General features: G+C 65.1%; 15 protein-coding genes. 5 read left to right on the top strand and 10 right to left on the bottom strand.

The window, feature by feature from the left end; translation table 11 throughout:
- The first annotated feature begins 212 nt into the window (after nucleotides 1-212).
- Both ABKW28_RS16465 and ABKW28_RS16460 read left to right on the top strand, forming a co-directional pair.
- Nucleotides 213-3,449 carry a hypothetical protein gene (locus tag ABKW28_RS16465; RefSeq protein ID WP_348611508.1) on the top strand — a complete coding sequence of 1,079 codons (3,237 nt, stop codon included), beginning with the start codon at nucleotides 213-215 and terminating at the stop codon, nucleotides 3,447-3,449.
- Nucleotides 3,450-3,541: 92 nt separating this feature from the next.
- A complete protein-coding gene (locus ABKW28_RS16460) occupies nucleotides 3,542-4,489 on the top strand; it encodes a hypothetical protein (RefSeq protein ID WP_300399910.1) in 948 nt (315 codons plus the stop codon).
- 133 nt (nucleotides 4,490-4,622) lie between these two features.
- On the opposite strand, the gene ABKW28_RS16455 is transcribed toward ABKW28_RS16460, so the two are convergent.
- Genes ABKW28_RS16455 through ABKW28_RS16445 form a run of 3 tightly spaced genes read right to left on the bottom strand, consistent with a single transcriptional unit; the run spans nucleotide 4,623 to nucleotide 7,869 of the window.
- Nucleotides 4,623-6,380, bottom strand: a complete 1,758-nt coding sequence (locus tag ABKW28_RS16455; protein ID WP_300399911.1) for a TraM recognition domain-containing protein — start codon at nucleotides 6,378-6,380, stop codon at nucleotides 4,623-4,625.
- Nucleotides 6,377-6,955: a hypothetical protein gene (locus ABKW28_RS16450; protein ID WP_300399912.1), complete on the bottom strand. Its 579-nt coding sequence runs from the start codon at nucleotides 6,953-6,955 to the stop codon at nucleotides 6,377-6,379. The genes ABKW28_RS16455 and ABKW28_RS16450 overlap by 4 nt, the downstream gene beginning before the upstream one ends.
- Nucleotides 6,952-7,869, bottom strand: a complete 918-nt coding sequence (locus tag ABKW28_RS16445) for an ImmA/IrrE family metallo-endopeptidase (protein ID WP_348611505.1) — start codon at nucleotides 7,867-7,869, stop codon at nucleotides 6,952-6,954. The genes ABKW28_RS16450 and ABKW28_RS16445 overlap by 4 nt, the downstream gene beginning before the upstream one ends.
- Nucleotides 7,870-8,175: 306 nt before the next feature.
- Between ABKW28_RS16445 and ABKW28_RS16440 the strand changes: the two genes are divergently transcribed.
- From ABKW28_RS16440 to ABKW28_RS16430, 3 genes are read left to right on the top strand one after another with little or no spacing between them, the layout of a single operon-like run.
- The gene (locus ABKW28_RS16440; RefSeq protein ID WP_081692714.1) at nucleotides 8,176-9,189 is read left to right on the top strand and encodes a tyrosine-type recombinase/integrase; all 1,014 of its coding nucleotides are present in this window, start codon (nucleotides 8,176-8,178) and stop codon (nucleotides 9,187-9,189) included.
- A 19-nt stretch (nucleotides 9,190-9,208) separates the two neighbouring features.
- Nucleotides 9,209-9,562 (top strand): helix-turn-helix transcriptional regulator, encoded by a 354-nt coding sequence (locus ABKW28_RS16435; protein ID WP_023646701.1) that lies wholly within the window; start codon nucleotides 9,209-9,211, stop codon nucleotides 9,560-9,562.
- A gap of 35 nt (nucleotides 9,563-9,597) precedes the next feature.
- Nucleotides 9,598-10,959 carry a hypothetical protein gene (locus tag ABKW28_RS16430; RefSeq protein ID WP_348611499.1) on the top strand — a complete coding sequence of 454 codons (1,362 nt, stop codon included), beginning with the start codon at nucleotides 9,598-9,600 and terminating at the stop codon, nucleotides 10,957-10,959.
- 97 nt (nucleotides 10,960-11,056) lie between these two features.
- Here the strand turns inward: ABKW28_RS16430 and ABKW28_RS16425 are convergent, their stop codons facing one another.
- The 7 genes from ABKW28_RS16425 to ABKW28_RS16395 form a co-directional block, all read right to left on the bottom strand.
- Nucleotides 11,057-11,653, bottom strand: a complete 597-nt coding sequence (locus ABKW28_RS16425; RefSeq protein ID WP_023646699.1) for a cadmium resistance transporter — start codon at nucleotides 11,651-11,653, stop codon at nucleotides 11,057-11,059.
- Entirely contained in the window at nucleotides 11,650-12,006 is a 357-nt protein-coding gene (locus ABKW28_RS16420) for a metalloregulator ArsR/SmtB family transcription factor (RefSeq protein WP_300399915.1), read from the bottom strand. The genes ABKW28_RS16425 and ABKW28_RS16420 overlap by 4 nt, the downstream gene beginning before the upstream one ends.
- Before the next feature lie 98 nt (nucleotides 12,007-12,104).
- Complete coding sequence (locus ABKW28_RS16415; RefSeq protein WP_300399916.1) at nucleotides 12,105-12,302, bottom strand: hypothetical protein; 198 nt, start codon at nucleotides 12,300-12,302, stop codon at nucleotides 12,105-12,107.
- A gap of 751 nt (nucleotides 12,303-13,053) precedes the next feature.
- Nucleotides 13,054-13,563 carry a hypothetical protein gene (locus ABKW28_RS16410; RefSeq protein WP_300399917.1) on the bottom strand — a complete coding sequence of 170 codons (510 nt, stop codon included), beginning with the start codon at nucleotides 13,561-13,563 and terminating at the stop codon, nucleotides 13,054-13,056.
- A gap of 70 nt (nucleotides 13,564-13,633) precedes the next feature.
- Entirely contained in the window at nucleotides 13,634-14,689 is a 1,056-nt protein-coding gene (locus tag ABKW28_RS16405) for a MerR family transcriptional regulator (protein ID WP_300399918.1), read from the bottom strand.
- A 74-nt stretch (nucleotides 14,690-14,763) separates the two neighbouring features.
- On the bottom strand, nucleotides 14,764-16,251 hold the full coding sequence (locus ABKW28_RS16400) for an ATP-binding protein (protein WP_300399919.1): 1,488 nt from the start codon (nucleotides 16,249-16,251) through the stop codon (nucleotides 14,764-14,766).
- On the bottom strand, nucleotides 16,248-16,643 hold the full coding sequence (locus tag ABKW28_RS16395) for a hypothetical protein (protein ID WP_300399920.1): 396 nt from the start codon (nucleotides 16,641-16,643) through the stop codon (nucleotides 16,248-16,250). Before ABKW28_RS16395 ends, ABKW28_RS16400 begins: the two co-directional genes overlap by 4 nt.
- Nucleotides 16,644-16,648 lie beyond the last annotated feature (5 nt).

The following is a 16,648-nucleotide window of genomic DNA, read 5'->3' as shown; positions in this document are numbered from 1 at the left end:
ACCGCATCAACCCCCACCTGTAAGCCCAACTCAGAGTAAAGAGATCGGCCGCCTTACACAGAAAAGTTGACACGCTCGAGCGCCTGGGCGACCAGGGCTTCCAGCTCTTGGTCAACGCACTTCTTATCGCGCAATTTCCTGACTACCGACCACTACCTGTTCGCCAGTCGGACCGAGGACGCGACGGCATACGTAGGTCGGATGACGAAAGCTTGATCTACCAAGTCAAGTGGTCGGTCAGCGGCAGCGAGAAAAAGTCCGTCTCATGGTTAACGAACGCCATCAAGACAGAAGACAAGAACATCAAGGCGCTCGTCGCCGAAGGGGCGAAGCAGTACGTCCTGGTCACCAATGTTGCAAGCACGGGCGGCAAACGAGGCTCGTTCGATGCGCTCGATCGGGAGCTTCAGGCCCTGAGCAAAACCTATGGCGTTGAGATGCAGTGCATGTGGAGGGAGACAGTTGACTCGCTCGTCGACAATGCCGACGACGCGGTCAAGTGGTCGCACGCTGACATGCTGGCCGGTTGGGATCTGATCAGCTACCTCATCGACCGCCGGTTCAAGGCCGATCGGGACAGTGGGCTCCGCGAGCTGTTACATAAGGTCGCTGCTACTCAGTGGGATGAAGACGACACCGTCAAATTTAGCCAAGTCGACATTGAGAGGGAGCGCGTCGCGGATCTGTTCGTTGACGTGACCGCTGAGCGTATCCGCGGCCCGCTTGCCAGCAAGAACGATCACCAGGTTGAGCCGTTCGTCGGCGGCGCGGCCGCCTACCTTCTGCGCGACAAGACACCGTTCACCTTGATCCGGGGAGCACCGGGGCAAGGAAAGTCGACGTTGAGCCAGTACGTGTGCCAGGCCCATCGGGCTGCGTTCGTCCAGGGCACTGACCGGAAGGAGGCGCTCCCGCGCGTCAAGACACCTCGATTCCCCATCCGTTTCGATCTCAGCGACTACGCGGTCTGGACGAGAGGTGTCGATGTCTTCGAGACGTCAGAGACCACCCCGAGACGGACCAAGAGCCGATCAGCCGCCCAAAGCACGATCGAGTGCTTCTTGGCGGACCTGTTGAGCCACGCGAGCGGTGGCTTGCCTGTTACTGCGGAGGACGTCCAGACGTTGCTTCAGCGCGTGCCCTCCCTCATCGTGCTCGACGGTCTCGATGAGGTCGGCAGCCCGACGATCCGGGCCAAGGTGGTTCGGGCCATCGACAGCTTTACGAGCCGAGCTCGGTCGTATCACGTGCCGCCAAAGATCGTGGTGACCACCCGGCCAAGCGCCGGTGAGCTCCCGGAACCGTCGCCCGACCGGTTCGAGGTGCTGATGCTGGCCCCTCTCGATACCGGCCAGCGGAACGAGTACCTCAACAAGTGGTGTCTGGTGCATGGCATCCGGGCCGCAGATGGCCGAACCCTCCGGAAGACGTTCAAGCAGAAGAGCGCCGAGCCGTACATCGGGGAGTTGTCCAGCAATCCGATGCAGTTGACGATCCTGCTCGAACTGCTGCACCAGCAGGGTATGGCGACGCCGACGCAGCGCACTGAACTCTATGACTCGTACATGAGTCTGTTGCTGGCTCGTGAGGCCAACAAGCATCCCCAGTCGGTGAAGAAGCATCGCACCGACTTGATGGAAATCATCCCCTTCCTCGGCTGGTACCTACAGTCTCGCAGCGAAGAGCGGGGGCTCGGCGGTCGGATGACGAGCCAGGAACTGGACGCGGCGATGCGCCACTTCCAGCGAACCTACGAGAAGCCAGAGTCTGTTGTCGACGAGCTCTTTGAGGCAACCACCGACCGCCTTTGGGCGCTCACAAGTAAGGAAGAAGGGGTCTACGAGTTCGAAGTGGTCTCGCTTCGGGAGTACTTCGCCGCTCGGTTCCTATACAAGTTCGCTGGAGAGGGCGACCGCGACTTCGATAGTGCGATCGTGTTTCGCGAACTGTTGCGTCGCCCGTACTGGCTGAACACCGCCCGGTTTTACAGCGGCAACGCCCACGGTAAGGAGATTTACGCCCTGACCGCGGGTATCCGTGAGGAACTCGCTGAGAACCCCAGCAAGCATGTCCATGTCGCCATCTGGACGCTGCTCACTGACGGAGTCTTCACAAGTCGCCCGAGCGAAGCCACCGCGATCATCGACCTGCTGCTGAGCGATCCGGGCATCGACCACCTTCTCAGCGCTCTGGAGCGCAAGGAGATTCGTCCACTGCCAGACCTACCTTCGTCGTTCGATCGCAACCCGACCTGGGCGAGGCTGACCGCGGCGATCGCGGCGAGGCCGGGTGACCCCGAGAACCGCCAGCGGGTGCGTGTGCTGCGCGAGTTGATGTCCCTGCGCACTCCCTTCGGGAAGTGGTGGGCCGGGCAGCTCACCACGGCTGTCGGGACGGCGACGGAACGCTCCTGGCTCGAACTCGGTGCGGCATGCGAGGTGGCGGCCGGCCTGACTCTTGATTTCCCGAGCATCGATCTCACCCACGGCGGCGCTGAACTGCTACTCAACACCGGCGTCGCCCCACCGGAAGGCAGCGCTCTAGAGAAGGCTCTTCTGCAAGCAGTTCTCGACGGCGAGTGCCCGTGCGTCACCTCGATCCGGTCGCAGCCAGCACAGATCGCCGCGGCTTTCTCCCCCTCTGCCTTTAGGACAACCTCTCACGTCGGCTTTGCAGGCCAGGAGGAGACAGCTAACCGTCGACGGACGGATGCCATCGCCGCACTCCGCAGAAGCGGATCGCCGTTCGCGAAAGCAGCTGCAGCACGCCGCTTCAAGGCGGGCGAACGGGGCACCACCTACCCCTGGGCCAATGCCGCGACGCTCCTGTTCAACGAGGCCGGACGCTGCTGGCTAGCCTCGGAGATCGCGATCATCGGCGGCGCGGCACCACACCGATCCGGCCACACCACTACATCCGGCCCGACTGCCTTCGGCACGAACAGCCACCCCGCAACGATGCTTGCGCAAGGTCGCGCCAACGCGAAGTCAACTGAGTGGTGGCGACAGCAACTCAACCAGACCACCGATGACCTCTCGAAGGCGGAGTGGACGCTCGCCCTGTGGGCGATGGCATCGGGCGAGGTACTCAGCAACATCTTCACCGAATGGGAAGCCATGCTGGATGCGTTACCTCCCGTCCGCCGATCCGTCGTTCAGTCGGCTGCGCTCCGACTCGGCACGTGGGGGTTCCTCGCGCCGCGGAGGGTTCGGACGACGCCCAGGTCCGAGGATGCGCGCGCGCTGCTCGATGCCCGTGATGGCACGGTTGGAGCCCCGGATCCCGATGACCCGCAATCACCGCGCCGATCGGCACGCTGGCCGGCGCCGGGAGGTCGGCCTGCTCGCGGTCCGTCCGCTCCTGCGAGCGCGCCGCGATCGAATGCCCTGCTCGCGGTGGCGAAGCAGGAAAAGTGGTTCCTAGTCGACAAGGCCCCCACATACCAGTAGGAGGCGATGTCCGGGCCACCGTCATAGCCGGTGACCTCACCATGAGGAGCTCTCGCCTGTTTCGTCCAGCCCTGCCCCTTAACCTGACCTGCATGGCGTACTGGCAACACACTCCCGAAGGCCTCGCCGATCGGCTGGGCGAGATCGCGGACCTGTTCGTCGCCAGCCGCAATGCCTTCTTTGATTCGGCAGACCGCTTTCACTGGAACCCTGCCCCGGAGTCCCCAGCAGCACAGTCGGCGGCCGAGCTCCCATCACCTGACCTCGCAGTCTCCACGCCACGAGGAGAGACTGGGCACCGGCTTGTCGCTGAGGTCGTTCAGACCTACCTTCTTACTGCAAGCGGTCATCTCGGGGGACTCGCGAGCCTCTACGGGAGTGGGGAGGTCATCTTCTCAGCACCAGCGCTCATCCGCTCAACGATTGAGAACTGCGCACATGCGGTGTGGGTCCTGGGCGAAGACACTGACGACTCGCCCGAGAACCGCCTTGCCCGCGCCTATCTGGAAGAACTAGTGAGCGCGGAAGAAGCGAAGAAGAATGCCGGCCGGATGCGCGACAAGGCACACCCGAGTTACGTCTCAGCCAACAGGTACTACAAAGCCCTCAAGGCGGAGATTCTCGAACGCTTTCCCGGCACGACGCCTGCGAGCCTGGGTGGCTCACCTCGGACGTTGATCGGGCAGTCCCTACCCAACCTGGAGGCTGCCGTGGAGTGGATGTATGAACTGACCAAGATCTACGGCGGAACGATCGACGGCCGAACGGCGACTGGCATCTACGGGTATCTGTCCAACATGACTCATCCGACTCTCTACCCCGCACGGCAGCGACGGGAGTGGACTTCAGACCCAGCGACTGGTCACCCTGTGGCCCATCTTCGGGTCGATCTGGGCTCCGCCGAAAACGAAGCGAGGGCAGCACTCGCTGCGTTTTACAACGCCCTGACCTACACGACGTCCTACTTCGGCTGGCCCACGACAGTCGTCGATGCCCTGACTACGACCATCGAGGATTCGATGCCAACCTTCTTTGTGTGAACGTTCCGCGGCAGGGAATCACCAGCACGCTGGGGTTGCCAGTTCCGGCCTCGACTGGTCCTGTTCTAACGCCATTGAGGTTCGCGCCTTTTGGAGGGATCTCCGTCGGATTGTTCTTGTCGTCCCGCTCGATTCATTGACCAAGCGCGCTCTCAGTCGCCGCACGATCCGCTCGCATCTGTGAAGCATCACTGCGATCGGTCCAGGGCCGGAGATCGGTCACCAGTGGTGACGAGCTTCTCAGGAGGACCAGCGCAGTACCAAACGGGAGTGTCCTGATCGCTTCGGGTGGCAGAACCGCTACGCGGCGGGTGGAGCGTTGCAGGGAGCGGGAGCCATAGTCGCCGACGGAGATGGTGTCGGTCTTCTCGTCGCGTTCGCCGATGAGGGCGGAGAGGTCTTGAAGGTCGCGGGCGGAGGAGGTGCCGCCGAGAATGATCTTGGCGATGGAGGCGTCCCAGATGGCTCCGGCTGCGTGGTCGCCCCACTTGTCGCGTGCTTGGGAGAGGGACTGGAGGACGGGCATGGTGGTGATGCCGGTGCCACCACCTTCGGCCATGAGAACAGGCAGAGACGGAAGCGGGGACAGGTTGCCGATCTCATCGAGCGCCAGCAGCAGGGGCGGGTCGAGGCGGGCTCCGGCAGATGCGGCTGCGAGACGGCGGGCGGTTTCGACGAGGTCTTCGATGAATGCCACAACCAGGGACCAGGAGGCGCCAGCGCCAGCTCCGGTTGCGAGTAGGTAGAGGGTGCCGTTGCCGGTGAGGAACTCGACGGGGTCGAAATGCTCGCCGAGGCGTGGGGTGACCGCGTCGAGGACGCGGGGATCGGCGAGGCAGGACAGGGCGAGGGAGACACCCATCCAGATGGAGTCCCGCGTTCGGGCGTCTGAGTGGATCATCGATTCGAGTGATTCGCCCCAGCCGGCCGCCGCGCTTGGGTGGGAGGCGAGGATCGCGACGGCGTCGCTGGCCGATGATGGGGACAGGGTCCAGGCGAATAGTTCGGCCGGGGTGCGGTGGTCGAGCGCCGCAGCATGGAGCAGAGATTGCAGGGCAGTGCGGGTCTTGCCTTCCCAGAAGCCGCCGGATTCGACGCCACCGGCCGACAGCCCGGTGGCGGAGGCGAGGCCGGTGGCGCGGATCATCGCGGTTAGTGGGTCTTCGCATCCCCGTACGGGGGACCAGCGCAGCCCGGAGGGAAGTCCTGCGGCGAGCCGTTGCGGGTCGAACACTGCGACGGGCCCGACCTTCTGGCGGGCGGTGATGGTTGCGGCGATGTTGTCGGGTCGGGTTGCGGTGGTCACGACTGCGCCAGGGGCGTCGAGGATGGCGTTGATGACGACGTGCAGGCCCTTGCCTGAGCGCGGTGGTCCGAGGAGCAGGATCGAGTCCTCGACCGAGGCCCAGACCTCCATGCCGCGGGATCGTCCGAGCAGGTAGCCGACGTCGCTGGCTCGGGCGTTGGTGAGGCTGGGTCGCAGGGTCTTGCTCCGTGCGAGTAGCGCCTTCTTGGATGCCACGGTGGCGACGTCTGTGCGGGTCGCGACACCTACCAGTCGACGCGGGTCGTGCTGGGTCTTGTGGTGTAGCGAGTCGACCTTTCGCCAGACCACGAACCCGGTCGTGAGCAGAGCGGCGACGAGTACGGAGAGGACGGGCCAGTAGACCCAGGGTGAGATGTTGGCTCCGAGAACGCTGCCTGGGTCGGCGGGGTCGCCGAGCACTCGGAAACCTGCAGCCCAGCCGGCGGTGGGCTGTTCAGTTCGGCTCGCCCAAGCGGTGAGTGCTGCGGCGCCGCGCAGGAGCGCTGCAACCGCGCTGGCGACTCCGATGGCGATGAGTGCGAGGTTGACGAGGGTGTCGTCGACCGGACGTCCAGCGGTGTTCACGAGGCCTCACGTCCCGATGTCTGGGCATCGTCCTGGTTCGGTCTGGTGGCCCCGGACTGTTCGCCGACGAGCACGACGTCTCCGGCGGTCCGGTCGAGTAGCGCCACTGGAAGGTGCAGGTCGAGCGTGCCGTCGGAGTTGCTGGTGGCACGGTGAACCACGATCGCGACCACGACTTCCTCGCCGGGTTGGAAGCCTCCTCCGGTCAGAGCGCCTGCCCGCACGCTCACTATCGGCCTTTCGTCGCGGGCACTGCGTTTGTGGCTGACCGGCTCCGACGTGGGCTTCGGCGCAGCGGTCGGCGACGGGGTGTGGAAGTCGGTGAAGACCTTGCCGTCGGGTTCGTGGATTTCGACGCGTAGCGCTGATCCGCGTTCGTTGGCGATGCGGTCCAGGAGTGGCCGGAGTTCGCCGCGCGTGAACGCCGAGGTTTCATCGGAGAGCGGTTCGTCATCGATGGTGACGCTCAAGGATCCGGTGTCGTCAACAGTGACACGGACCAGCGGCAGGACGACGGGGATCCGTGGCCGCGACGTGGAGCGGCGGTAGGCGGTGGCCGGGTTCAGGAGACTCATAGTCCGACCACCTGCGGTTCGGCAACCTGCTGCTGGTGGCGCTCGGGCGCAGCTCGGCTAGCGGTAGCGGTGCGGTCGAGCCCCGGGGGATCGCCATTGCCGACCTGTGCGGTGTCGAGTTGGTCGAGGACGCGGACGGCGGTGGTGCGGACCCGTTCGGCGGTGGACTGGATGACCTCGACCGGTTCGCTGCCGGGAACGCTGCTGGCCCAGCTCGACACATACGGGATTGTGTAGGCGCTGGTGTCGAGGCCGTGGGCAGCACCGATCATCAGGGCTACGGACTCGGCTTCGACTTCGGCGATGCCGCGGTGCAGCACCGCGTCTCGAGTGGCGGTTTCGTCGCCGCTGCGAGCTTCGGGGGAGTGGAGCATGACGTGGCCGAGTTCGTGGGCGAGTGTCTTGACCTGGGCTGCTTCGTCCATGTCGCTGCGGACGCAGACCTCGTGGGTGGAGAAGTCGGTGATGCCGTTCGCGCCACCGATCGCGTCGGCGTCGGGAACCTGCTTGAGGGTGAACCCGTGGGCTTCGACTTGGGCGGCGAGTCCCTCCCAGAGCCCCAATGGTGCTTGCCCGGACAGCAAGGTGGGTGCCGGTGGTTCGGGGACCGGGTCACCGTCGGTCTGGGTCACGTCCCACACGTACGCCGGCCGCAGCCCGACCAGCTTGGTGCGGGTTGTCTCGCCGGGTTGGGGTCGTTCGCCGCGGCCCAGGCGCCGCCATGACTCGGCACTGTTGGGGGTGCGGGAGGCGAACCGAGCGGTGACGGGAGCGAGGATCCCGTAGCCGGACTGTCCCTTCATCACCTGTCGGCCCAAGGTCTGCCACTGCTTGAACCCGGCGACGTACGTCGGGGTCGACGATGGGACGCGTCCGGACTGGAAGGCTGCGTAGTGCTGCAGGTAGATCAGCATCGTGTTGTTGAACAAGGATGCTGAATGGCATCCGATGCACGATTCAGGGGCTCGTAACCAGCCCGCCCCTTGGCATCGCGGAACCACTGCGATCGGCGCTTGAGCGCAGTTCCCTGGCGCTCTGACGCACAGACAGACCGGCACCGCCGCACGCGTCTTGCATCTGATGAATGATATCGTCTTCTGGTGTCGTCGAGTCGGTTCGGGGAAGTCGGGCAGAAGTGGCCGTCGGGGCCCGCGGTTGGGGGTTCGGCAGAGCGGCTGCTGGGCGCTGGCGTGGTGTTGCTGGCTCCGGAGGAGACGGTGATGGAAGCGATGCTGTCGGGTTGGGAGACGCAGCAGCGCTCCAGAATGCTCGCAGGCCGAACGATCGAGCGTCGGTCGCAGATCGTGCGACGGTTCGTGGAGTTCACGAACGACTATCCGTGGCGATGGGGACCGGCTGATGTCGAGGAGTGGACCGCGAGCTTGGTGGGCACGGGGATCGCGCATTCGACGATCCGGAACTATCAAATGGCGACCTCGCTGTTCTGTGGGTATCTCGCTGATGCCCGGTACCGGTGGCACGAGGTCTGCGACCGGTACTTTGGTGAATATCCGGTGCAGGTCTTCCACGAGTGGAACACCGTTGTTCACCGAGGTGAGTATGAGGGTCGACCGGGCAATCGTCCGTTGTCGCGAGACGAGTTGCAGGCGTTCTTCGACTATTGCGACGCTCGCGTCAGTCAAGTAGGCGCCTCGGGGCGTAAAGGCTGGTTGGCGGCGTTCCGCGACGCGACGGTATTCAAGGTCATTTACGCATGGGGGCTGCGCCGCCGGGAGGCGTCGATGTTGGAGGTCGTGGACTGGTCGGCCAACGCCGCTGCCGGCGAGTTCGGCCGCTATGGGGCACTGTCGGTCCGCTACGGCAAAGCGCTCAAGGGCGGACCACCTCGGCGTCGGACGGTGCTGACCACGATGGGTTGGGCCGCTGAGTCCGTGGCCGAATGGGTCGAGGAGCTCCGGCCGCTCTACGCGGCCACGGGCACCGCTATGTGGCCGACCGAGCGGCGCGCTCGGGTCAGCGTGGACGCGCTTTCGCACCGGTTCGCTGAATATCGCGATGCGATCGGCCTGGACCGGAGTCTGGGTCCGCATTGTCTGCGGCATTCCTATGCCTCGCATTTGTTGGAAGATGGCTTCGACCACCTGTTCGTTCAGCAACAGCTCGGTCACTCGTGGGGGTCGACGACCGCGATCTACACCAGCGTCGGTACGGACTACAAGAACAAGGCGCTGCGCCGCGCCCTGGACCGAGCTTTTCAGCCAGACGTCGACTGAGATCGCCAGGAGGATCACGATGCCCCGAACGTCAAGACCACGACTGGGATACGCGTGGCATCTGCGAAGGCTGATGGCCGAGCGAGGAATGTACGCCACCACTGAGCTGCGTCCGCTGCTGACCGAACGTGGCATCGAGCTATCAGAGGCCCAGATATACCGGATGGTGACCGGCACCCCGGAGCGGTTGAGCCTACGGATGTTGGTGGCGTTGTGTGACATCCTCGCCGTTACTCCCAACGACCTGATCGAGCCCGTCGCCGAGACCGCCGCGACCCGTGCGACCGGCACGAACGGGGCCAAGCCGGCGAAGGTCTCAGCGACGTCAAAGGCGCGCACCCCGCGGCGCGCCGAGATTACTCCCAAGAAGTGACGCCCCCTTCGTGCGAGCTGTGTGAGCGCCCGCCGATGTCGGGGCGCGGACTCTGCTCGCGTTGCAGCAAAGGCGTCGGCCGTGAACGCGGCCACTGCCGTGAATGCGGCAAAACCGATCGGCTGCTCGATGCTCACCGTCGTTGCCGTTGGTGTCGTGACAAGGCCCGTAACCGCTGCCCGGATTGTGAAGCCACCGGGACCGCGCTGGTCAGCATCAATGGTGTCCGGGTCTGTGATCGTTGTGCGCTGCGACGCCGCCTCGACCACATCTTGCCTGCCGATCGATTCGGGCCGTTGCATCTGTTGCGGGACGTCATCGTGCGTGCCGAACCATTGACGGCGAGGCGGTGGCTGAACCGGTCCGAAGAACTGCTGCGCGACCTCGACACCGGACGCATACAGCTGACTCACGAGAGCCTCGACGACCTGCCCCAACGCAAGGCCATCGAGCACCTGCGCTCCTTGTTGATCGCCGCGGACATCCTCGGGCCCGACCCGGGGCGTGCGCTGCGGCACTTGGAGAACGCGATCCCCGACCTGCTCGCCCCACTCGCGCCTGAGCACCGCAGACTGGCCAGCAGGTGGGCAACTTGGGCCGTATTGCCGCGCTTGCGAGCGCTGAATGACGACAGACGACTCGCTACAGCGGTGATCAACTCGCGCCGCAAGATCGGACAAACCGCCAATTTCCTCGCTGGCCTTGAGGATGATGGCCGCGTCTTGCCCGACTGCACTCAGCACGACATCGACATGTGGTTCGCAGGCCCCGGCGCCGCTCGCTGGACGGTCGGACCGTTCCTGACCTGGGCTCGCCGCCGCGGGCATCTGCCTCGAAGCATCAGCCTGCCTCCGGCCTACAAGGGAACTCCCGAAGCACCGGCCGAAGCCGACGAGCGCTGGCAGATCGCCCAACGTCTGGTCCGCGACGATGAACTCGACCCCGTCGATCGCATCGCCGGCGCACTGATCGTGCTCTACGCCCAACCACTCGCGCGCATCGTCACGCTGACGACCGAGGACGTGATTGTTACCCCAGCCGGCACGCGTCTCAAACTCGGCGATGACGCCCTCGAACTGCCCGAACCGTTCGCCGCGACCATTCAGCAACTGCCCCACCGAAGACGCGCCAGTACCGTCGAGCAGCTGCCCACTCGCTGGCTGTTCACCGGAGGCCATGCTGACAAGCCACTCTCGGTCAACGCGCTTGCTGTTCGAATGCGTGCCATCGGCATCCAGCCCCGCCGCCACCGCATTGCAGCGGCCGAGCAACTCGTCCGAGAGATCCCGCCAGCCATGCTCGCTGGCGTTCTCGGTCTCACAATCGGGTCCATCAACCGCCACACCACCACCGCGAAAGGCCAATGGGCGACCTACGCCGCCGACCGCCAAGGCTGATCGAACGACGTGCGACAACGTGTTCATAACGCTCAGGTGTGCTCGAGCGTCCTCGCTCGGTCCAGCTCACCACCGACGGGCGCGTCGCGTCGCTCGATCAGAGACCAAAAGCTCCCCCGGTATAGAGGATGACGAGGCCGAGCCCGATCAGGACGAGTGGGAAGAGTACGTGTTCCCAGCGTTCGAGGATCTCGTCGATGCCGGGACGGGTGGCGACGAACTTGGCCAGCATGACCAGTGCTCCGACCAGCAGCAAGAAGACTACGCAATAGGCCACGGTGGCAGCGGTACCGACGCTGAGGAAGACCGGAACGTAGACCCCGATGTTGTCGCCGCCGTTCGCGAAGGTAACCGCAGCAACCGTCCAAACGGCCACCGCCTTGCCGCCGACCTTGCCTTCATCATCATCGCCGTCAGCACGCCAGGCTTGCCATCCAGCCCACAGGCCCAGCAGCAGCGGGATCAGACCAAAGTAGGGGATGGCGTCCTCGGGCAGAAAGGCCCCAGCACCCAGCGACACGAGTACGGCTGCGGCCAGGATGCCCGCAAACCCGACGTACTGGCCAGCCAAGATCCGCGTCGTCGTCCCGCGTTTTCCAGCCCCCCGCGCGAAAAACAGCGAAAGCACAATGACGTCGTCGATGTTGGTGGCGATGAACAGGCCGATCGCCTGCAACGCAGAGGTCAAGATCATGCCGGCACTCCGCTGCTGCACTCAGCCACGGTGCAGGCCGAATCGATGCAGGGAGCGTGTTCATCGACCGCCAAAGCGACCTCGAGCAGCGCATTGAGCGCCCGAGTCAGGTGTGGGTCAGCGATGGCATAAAGCGTCTGCCGGCCTTCAGGTTCGGGCGCGACGATCCCGCAGTCGCGTAGACACGCCAAGTGGTTAGACACATTCGATCGCGTCAGACCCAGCTCGCGAGCAAGTTCAGCCGGGTACGCAGGCCGCTCCAACAAGATCATGACAAGTCGTGAACGAGTCGGATCAGCCATAGCTCGACCCAAACGATTCAGCACGTCCAAACGAGAGGCATTGGTCAGCATGCACTGAATAGTACAGCCGCGGCTGAACGGTCATTCGTCGCGGTGGATGGAGGAATGGAGCGGACGTCCCGCCGGGCGCCGCTACGTGCCGCGACCGGTCAAAGCGCTGACCATTCACGGACTTCGAATACGCCCCTCCTGCCAGTTGATCGGCTGCGGAACCTCGCGGAGAACTCGAGTGCGCGGCGCCAGTCATCGCCGCTGACCAGCGTGCTGACTGACTCGGTCAGTTTGGTGTGCAGCGCGTCGAGCTTGGCCTCGCGGGCCTGCTGCGCTTCGGGTGTCTGGTGCCGCATCCCGACCTCACCTCCTGGACGACGTTTCGTCCATCAGGTGCGTCGTTGCTGTCGCAGGTGGGAGTCGAGGTCGAGTTAGTGCCCTGATCCAGGACACACGGACTGCACGATCGGAGCGGCCGTCTGGTCGTGGGCCGATCGATGGATGGTGGCTGCGTCGGGCGACTTCGTGTTGAGCATGGAGGAGTTGCGAGCGGTGGCGCGGGATGCGGCCGAGTTGGCCCAAGGAGTTTTGGCGTTGTTCGAGAGCGCCGATCCCGACGGCGCACGGCCACGCTCGGCGATATAGGCGGCTTGGGTGTCGCGGATGGCGGGGCTCGAATCCGCCTCCAGCGGGTCACCGCGCTAGATGCGCACCGGGCGGCGAGCGAAGCGTCGACAGATGAGGCCCGGCTGGCTGCCAGCTGCGTCGGTGACGCTGCGGGTGCGGCTCACCTGCATCCGATTGCGAGAGCCACCCAGGTAGGGCACATCCTCCGAGCCGCGGCGATCGCTGCGCTCCTCGCGGAACTTCGGTCTGGAGGCGATCTAGCAGTCGGTGACCAGGCGATCAACGAGGCACGACAACGCGCCACCCCGGTTGTTATCGACGTACTCGGCCGTTACCCCGGGGCCGTTGGCGGCAAGAATCAGATCGCGCAATTGGTGGCCCAGCTCGACAGGGCGTTGCGAGCATGACGTTTCGTGAGGTTCCGACACGAGAGCTATCGCCGTCAGAAGCGCTCGACGGGCAGCGGCAGATTCTTGTCGATCACGGGGTTGCACCCGGCGCGGATGTTCGGCGGGCTGTGTCGCGGTTAACGATGGCCCGGCGAACCTCGCTAATGGCCGTCCGGATGGTGTTGCCGTAGGCGTCATCGGAAAGGGCCGAGCTGTGGAGCCTTGCCTGTTCAATGTGCTCGCGAGCGGCTTTGAACGCTCCCAAGCGGCGGAGGTTGTCGGCGATGTTGAGGTGGAGACTCGGGTAGAACCCGGCCACTTGAAGGTTGACATGGTGTTGTTCGACCCGTTCATCAGTGAGGGCGTCGGCGGCATCGAGAGCGCGGACGTCCCAGACAAGAGCCTCGGCGGGTTCCTCATGGAGATCGGCTAGGTAGTGAGCGAGCGTACAGCGGTGGAACGGGTCGCCTGCACTCCCGATCTGCTCCCAGATCGCGAGCAGGTTTCGCCGAGCTGCTTCGGGGTTGCCCGCGCGTCCGAGGATCACGGCGTTGCCGATTGCCTCCATCATCGGATCGGGAGTGGCGGTGGCTTCAGTCATGAGATGGGTCAGTCCTTGTCGTCTTGGATGGGAGGGGCCATCGAGCAATCGCTCAGTGCGGGGTCGTTCGTCAGGACCGGTGGGGTCGGCAGGGCATTACGAGCGTGGTCAGGTCCCCGTTGTCGGCTGATCGGACAGTCGCTGGCTGGTCAGGTCCACGAAGATCGAGCATCAAGTCGGTGCCTAGCGCGTGGCTCAGCGCGGGATACAACGTGGTCAACTCGAACCAGAGCGTTAGATCAGGCCCGGTGGCGGTGCCGCACAGATCCACCACGGCGTCGGGCAGCAGGAGACTCGGCTTGCCGGCAGCGACGCGCAGCTCGACGGTCGCGGGCGCTCGTTCTAGCGCCTTGAGGATCTGCCGCGTCTCGACCGTGACTCGATGCGTCACCGCGGGGAGTGACGCCATCATGAGCCTGTAGTCGGGAAAGACCTCGCTGAGCACGCGACAGTGGGCCACGGCATCGTCGGCCATGCGGAGGTCCAGCGTCAGCTCGCCCGCTTCCAGCGTCACGGTGGGGCTCCGCCGGAGCCGCGATGCGGCGGCCTGGAGGTCCTCTCCGGCCAGCGTTCCCGCCCAAGAAGCGGCGTAAGGGCGGCTGGGGACCAGCGTCCGCGTGGCGAGGCGGTAGCGATCGGTGGCAGTTAGCGAGATTGCGTCGGGAGCTGCTTCCAGACGTACGCCTCCCAAGGCCGGGACCTCGGGGTCCTGAGTTGTGGTGGACAGGACTTGGTCGACTGCTGCCGCGAGGACTGGACCCGGCAGAGCGCACAGGGTGAGGCGTGCGCCCTCGCCGAGAGATGCCTTGAGTGATGCTGCGGTTTGCTGAATCCCGGCGGACTCCGCAGCGACCCTGGCCACCTGCTCGTCGATGAGCAGGGCGGCGTCCTCGCCGGTGGCGGTGAAGAACTCGCCGATCGTCGGCAGAGACATCCCGATCTCTCGCAACTGACGTAACTGCAAGGCAAGCACCAGTTGCGACTCGCGGTAGAACCGATACCCGCTCACCGGGTCCACCCAATCGGGACGAAGCAAGCAGGCGTCGTCATAGAACCGCAACGCGCTCGCAGTCAGTCCGGCGAGCTTGGCGAATGCGCCGATCGACATCATCTCCGTGTTTGCCACCTGAACATCGTCGGGCCTCAACCCACTCGAAGGTCAACCTCGGTGCCAGTTGCCAACAATCTCACCCCGAAGTTCTAATCTGCTGTCATGCGGCCCGTGGTGTCGAACAACTCCAGCTCGGCGGGATGAAGCTGATGTTGCACAACGAACGAGCGGTGCTTGATCCGCCAAAGGCCCTGTCCGGTTCCCAACGTCGGCAGCAGAGATTGTTCGGTGCCGGTCAGCCCGAGGGCAGTGGCGGTGCTCCCGAGCTGGTCGGACTCTTGGCGGTAGACGACGCGGGTCTCTGCGTTCGCCAGCAGCGATGCCGCGAGTGCGCGCATGGCTGAGCCGGAGTCGCCGACGTTGTCGAGGTCGGAGAGTTTGTGGAAGATCAGCATGTTGGCGATTCCGTAGTGCCGGGCGAGGCGCCAGTGGGCGTCCATGCGCCGCAGCAGAGCTGGGTGGGACATCAGTCGCCACGCTTCGTCGTACACGACCCAGCGTTGTCCGCCGTTGGGGTCGAGGAGCGCGGATTCCATCCAAGCCGACGCGCACGTCATCAGCACCGAGACCAGGGTGGCGTTCTCGGTGACCCGTGACAGGTCGAGGGAGATCATCGGCAGCGTGGGATCGAACCGGACAGTCGAGGGGCCGTCGAAGAGTCCGGCGAGGTCACCCGCGACGAGGCGGCGCAGCGCGTGGCCGGGCAGCCGGCCGTCCTCGGTCAGGCGACCGGTGGGATCGACGGACGGGTCGGGTTCTAGGAGCCGGTCGACCACCAGTGGAAGCACCGGTACCTCGGCGGTGCGGACGACCTCAGCCAGGGCGATGTCGATAGCGGTGTGTTCCAGCGGGGAGAGTCGGCGGTCGAGCACGGTCTCGGCCAAGGCGCCGAGCAGGTCGCGACGGCGTGCGCTGACCTGGGCCGCCCACTGCACGTCGTCGAGACCGCTGGGGCGGTGGCCCTCGTCGAGAGGGTTGAGCCGGGCAGACATGCCGTGGCCGAGAGCGATCGCCTTGCCGCCGACCGCCTCAGCCACTCCCGTGTGCTCACCTTTCGGGTCGCCGGGGATGTAGACGCGGCGCCCGAACGGGATGGAGCGGGTGTACAGGCTCTTGGCCAGAGAGGATTTCCCGGAGCCGACGATCCCGGCGAGTACGACGTTCGGGGCAGTGATCAGGCCGCGGGCATAGAGGACCCAGGGGTCGTAGACGAAGGAACTGCCGGAGTAGAGGTCCTGGCCGACGAACACGCCGTCGCTACCGAGCCCACCTTCGGCGAGGAACGGATAGGCACCAGCCAGGGTGGCGGAGGTGTCTTGGTGGCGGGGGAGTCGTAGCCGGCCCGGTGTTCGCAAGGCCGCGGTACCGCGCTCGCCGGCCTTGGGCAGCAGCACGGTGGCCTTGCGTTCGGCGGTGAGTGCGTCGGCTTTGGCTCGGGCTACGGTCTTCTGTTCGGCGCGGTCGCGGGCGAGGAGGTCCCGTGCTGCGAGTTTTCGGGCCTTGCGGTCACGCCGTCGTTCGCGTTTCGGTGATACGAGTACGGCGCTGTGCAGCCGGGAGGCGTCGTGGTCGTTCACAGCGACAACCCGTCGTGACTTCGACCGGCAGGGCGGGATGTGGAGACCGGGTCTGGGTAGACGATCGTGGCTTCTGACTGGTGTGCGCTGTCGATCGACTTCTGGATGCTGGCCAGCATCTCGCCGGCACGGTGCAGGTCCCAAGACACTCGGTACGCAGCGCCCGTCTGCTTCGGATCGACGATCGTCGCCTCAGCGCGTGCCCCGTGGTTGTCGTGATACGACCCCAACTGGTGCAGCGCCTGACTCAGCGACGCGGTCACTCGGGACAGCGATCCGAGCACCCCGTAGATCTGGGTCGGATCGTCGATCCGCCGGGTGGCGTGGGCGAGGCCACGCAGGGCTTGCTCGGCCTCGGAAGCATCAGCAGCGGGGTTGTCGAAGGTCGGCATTGATT

It is taken from the genome of Nocardioides sp. 31GB23 (genome assembly GCF_040012395.1).
Taxonomy (GTDB): domain Bacteria; phylum Actinomycetota; class Actinomycetes; order Propionibacteriales; family Nocardioidaceae; genus Nocardioides; species Nocardioides salarius.
This window is presented reverse-complemented; position numbering and strand designations above follow the sequence as displayed.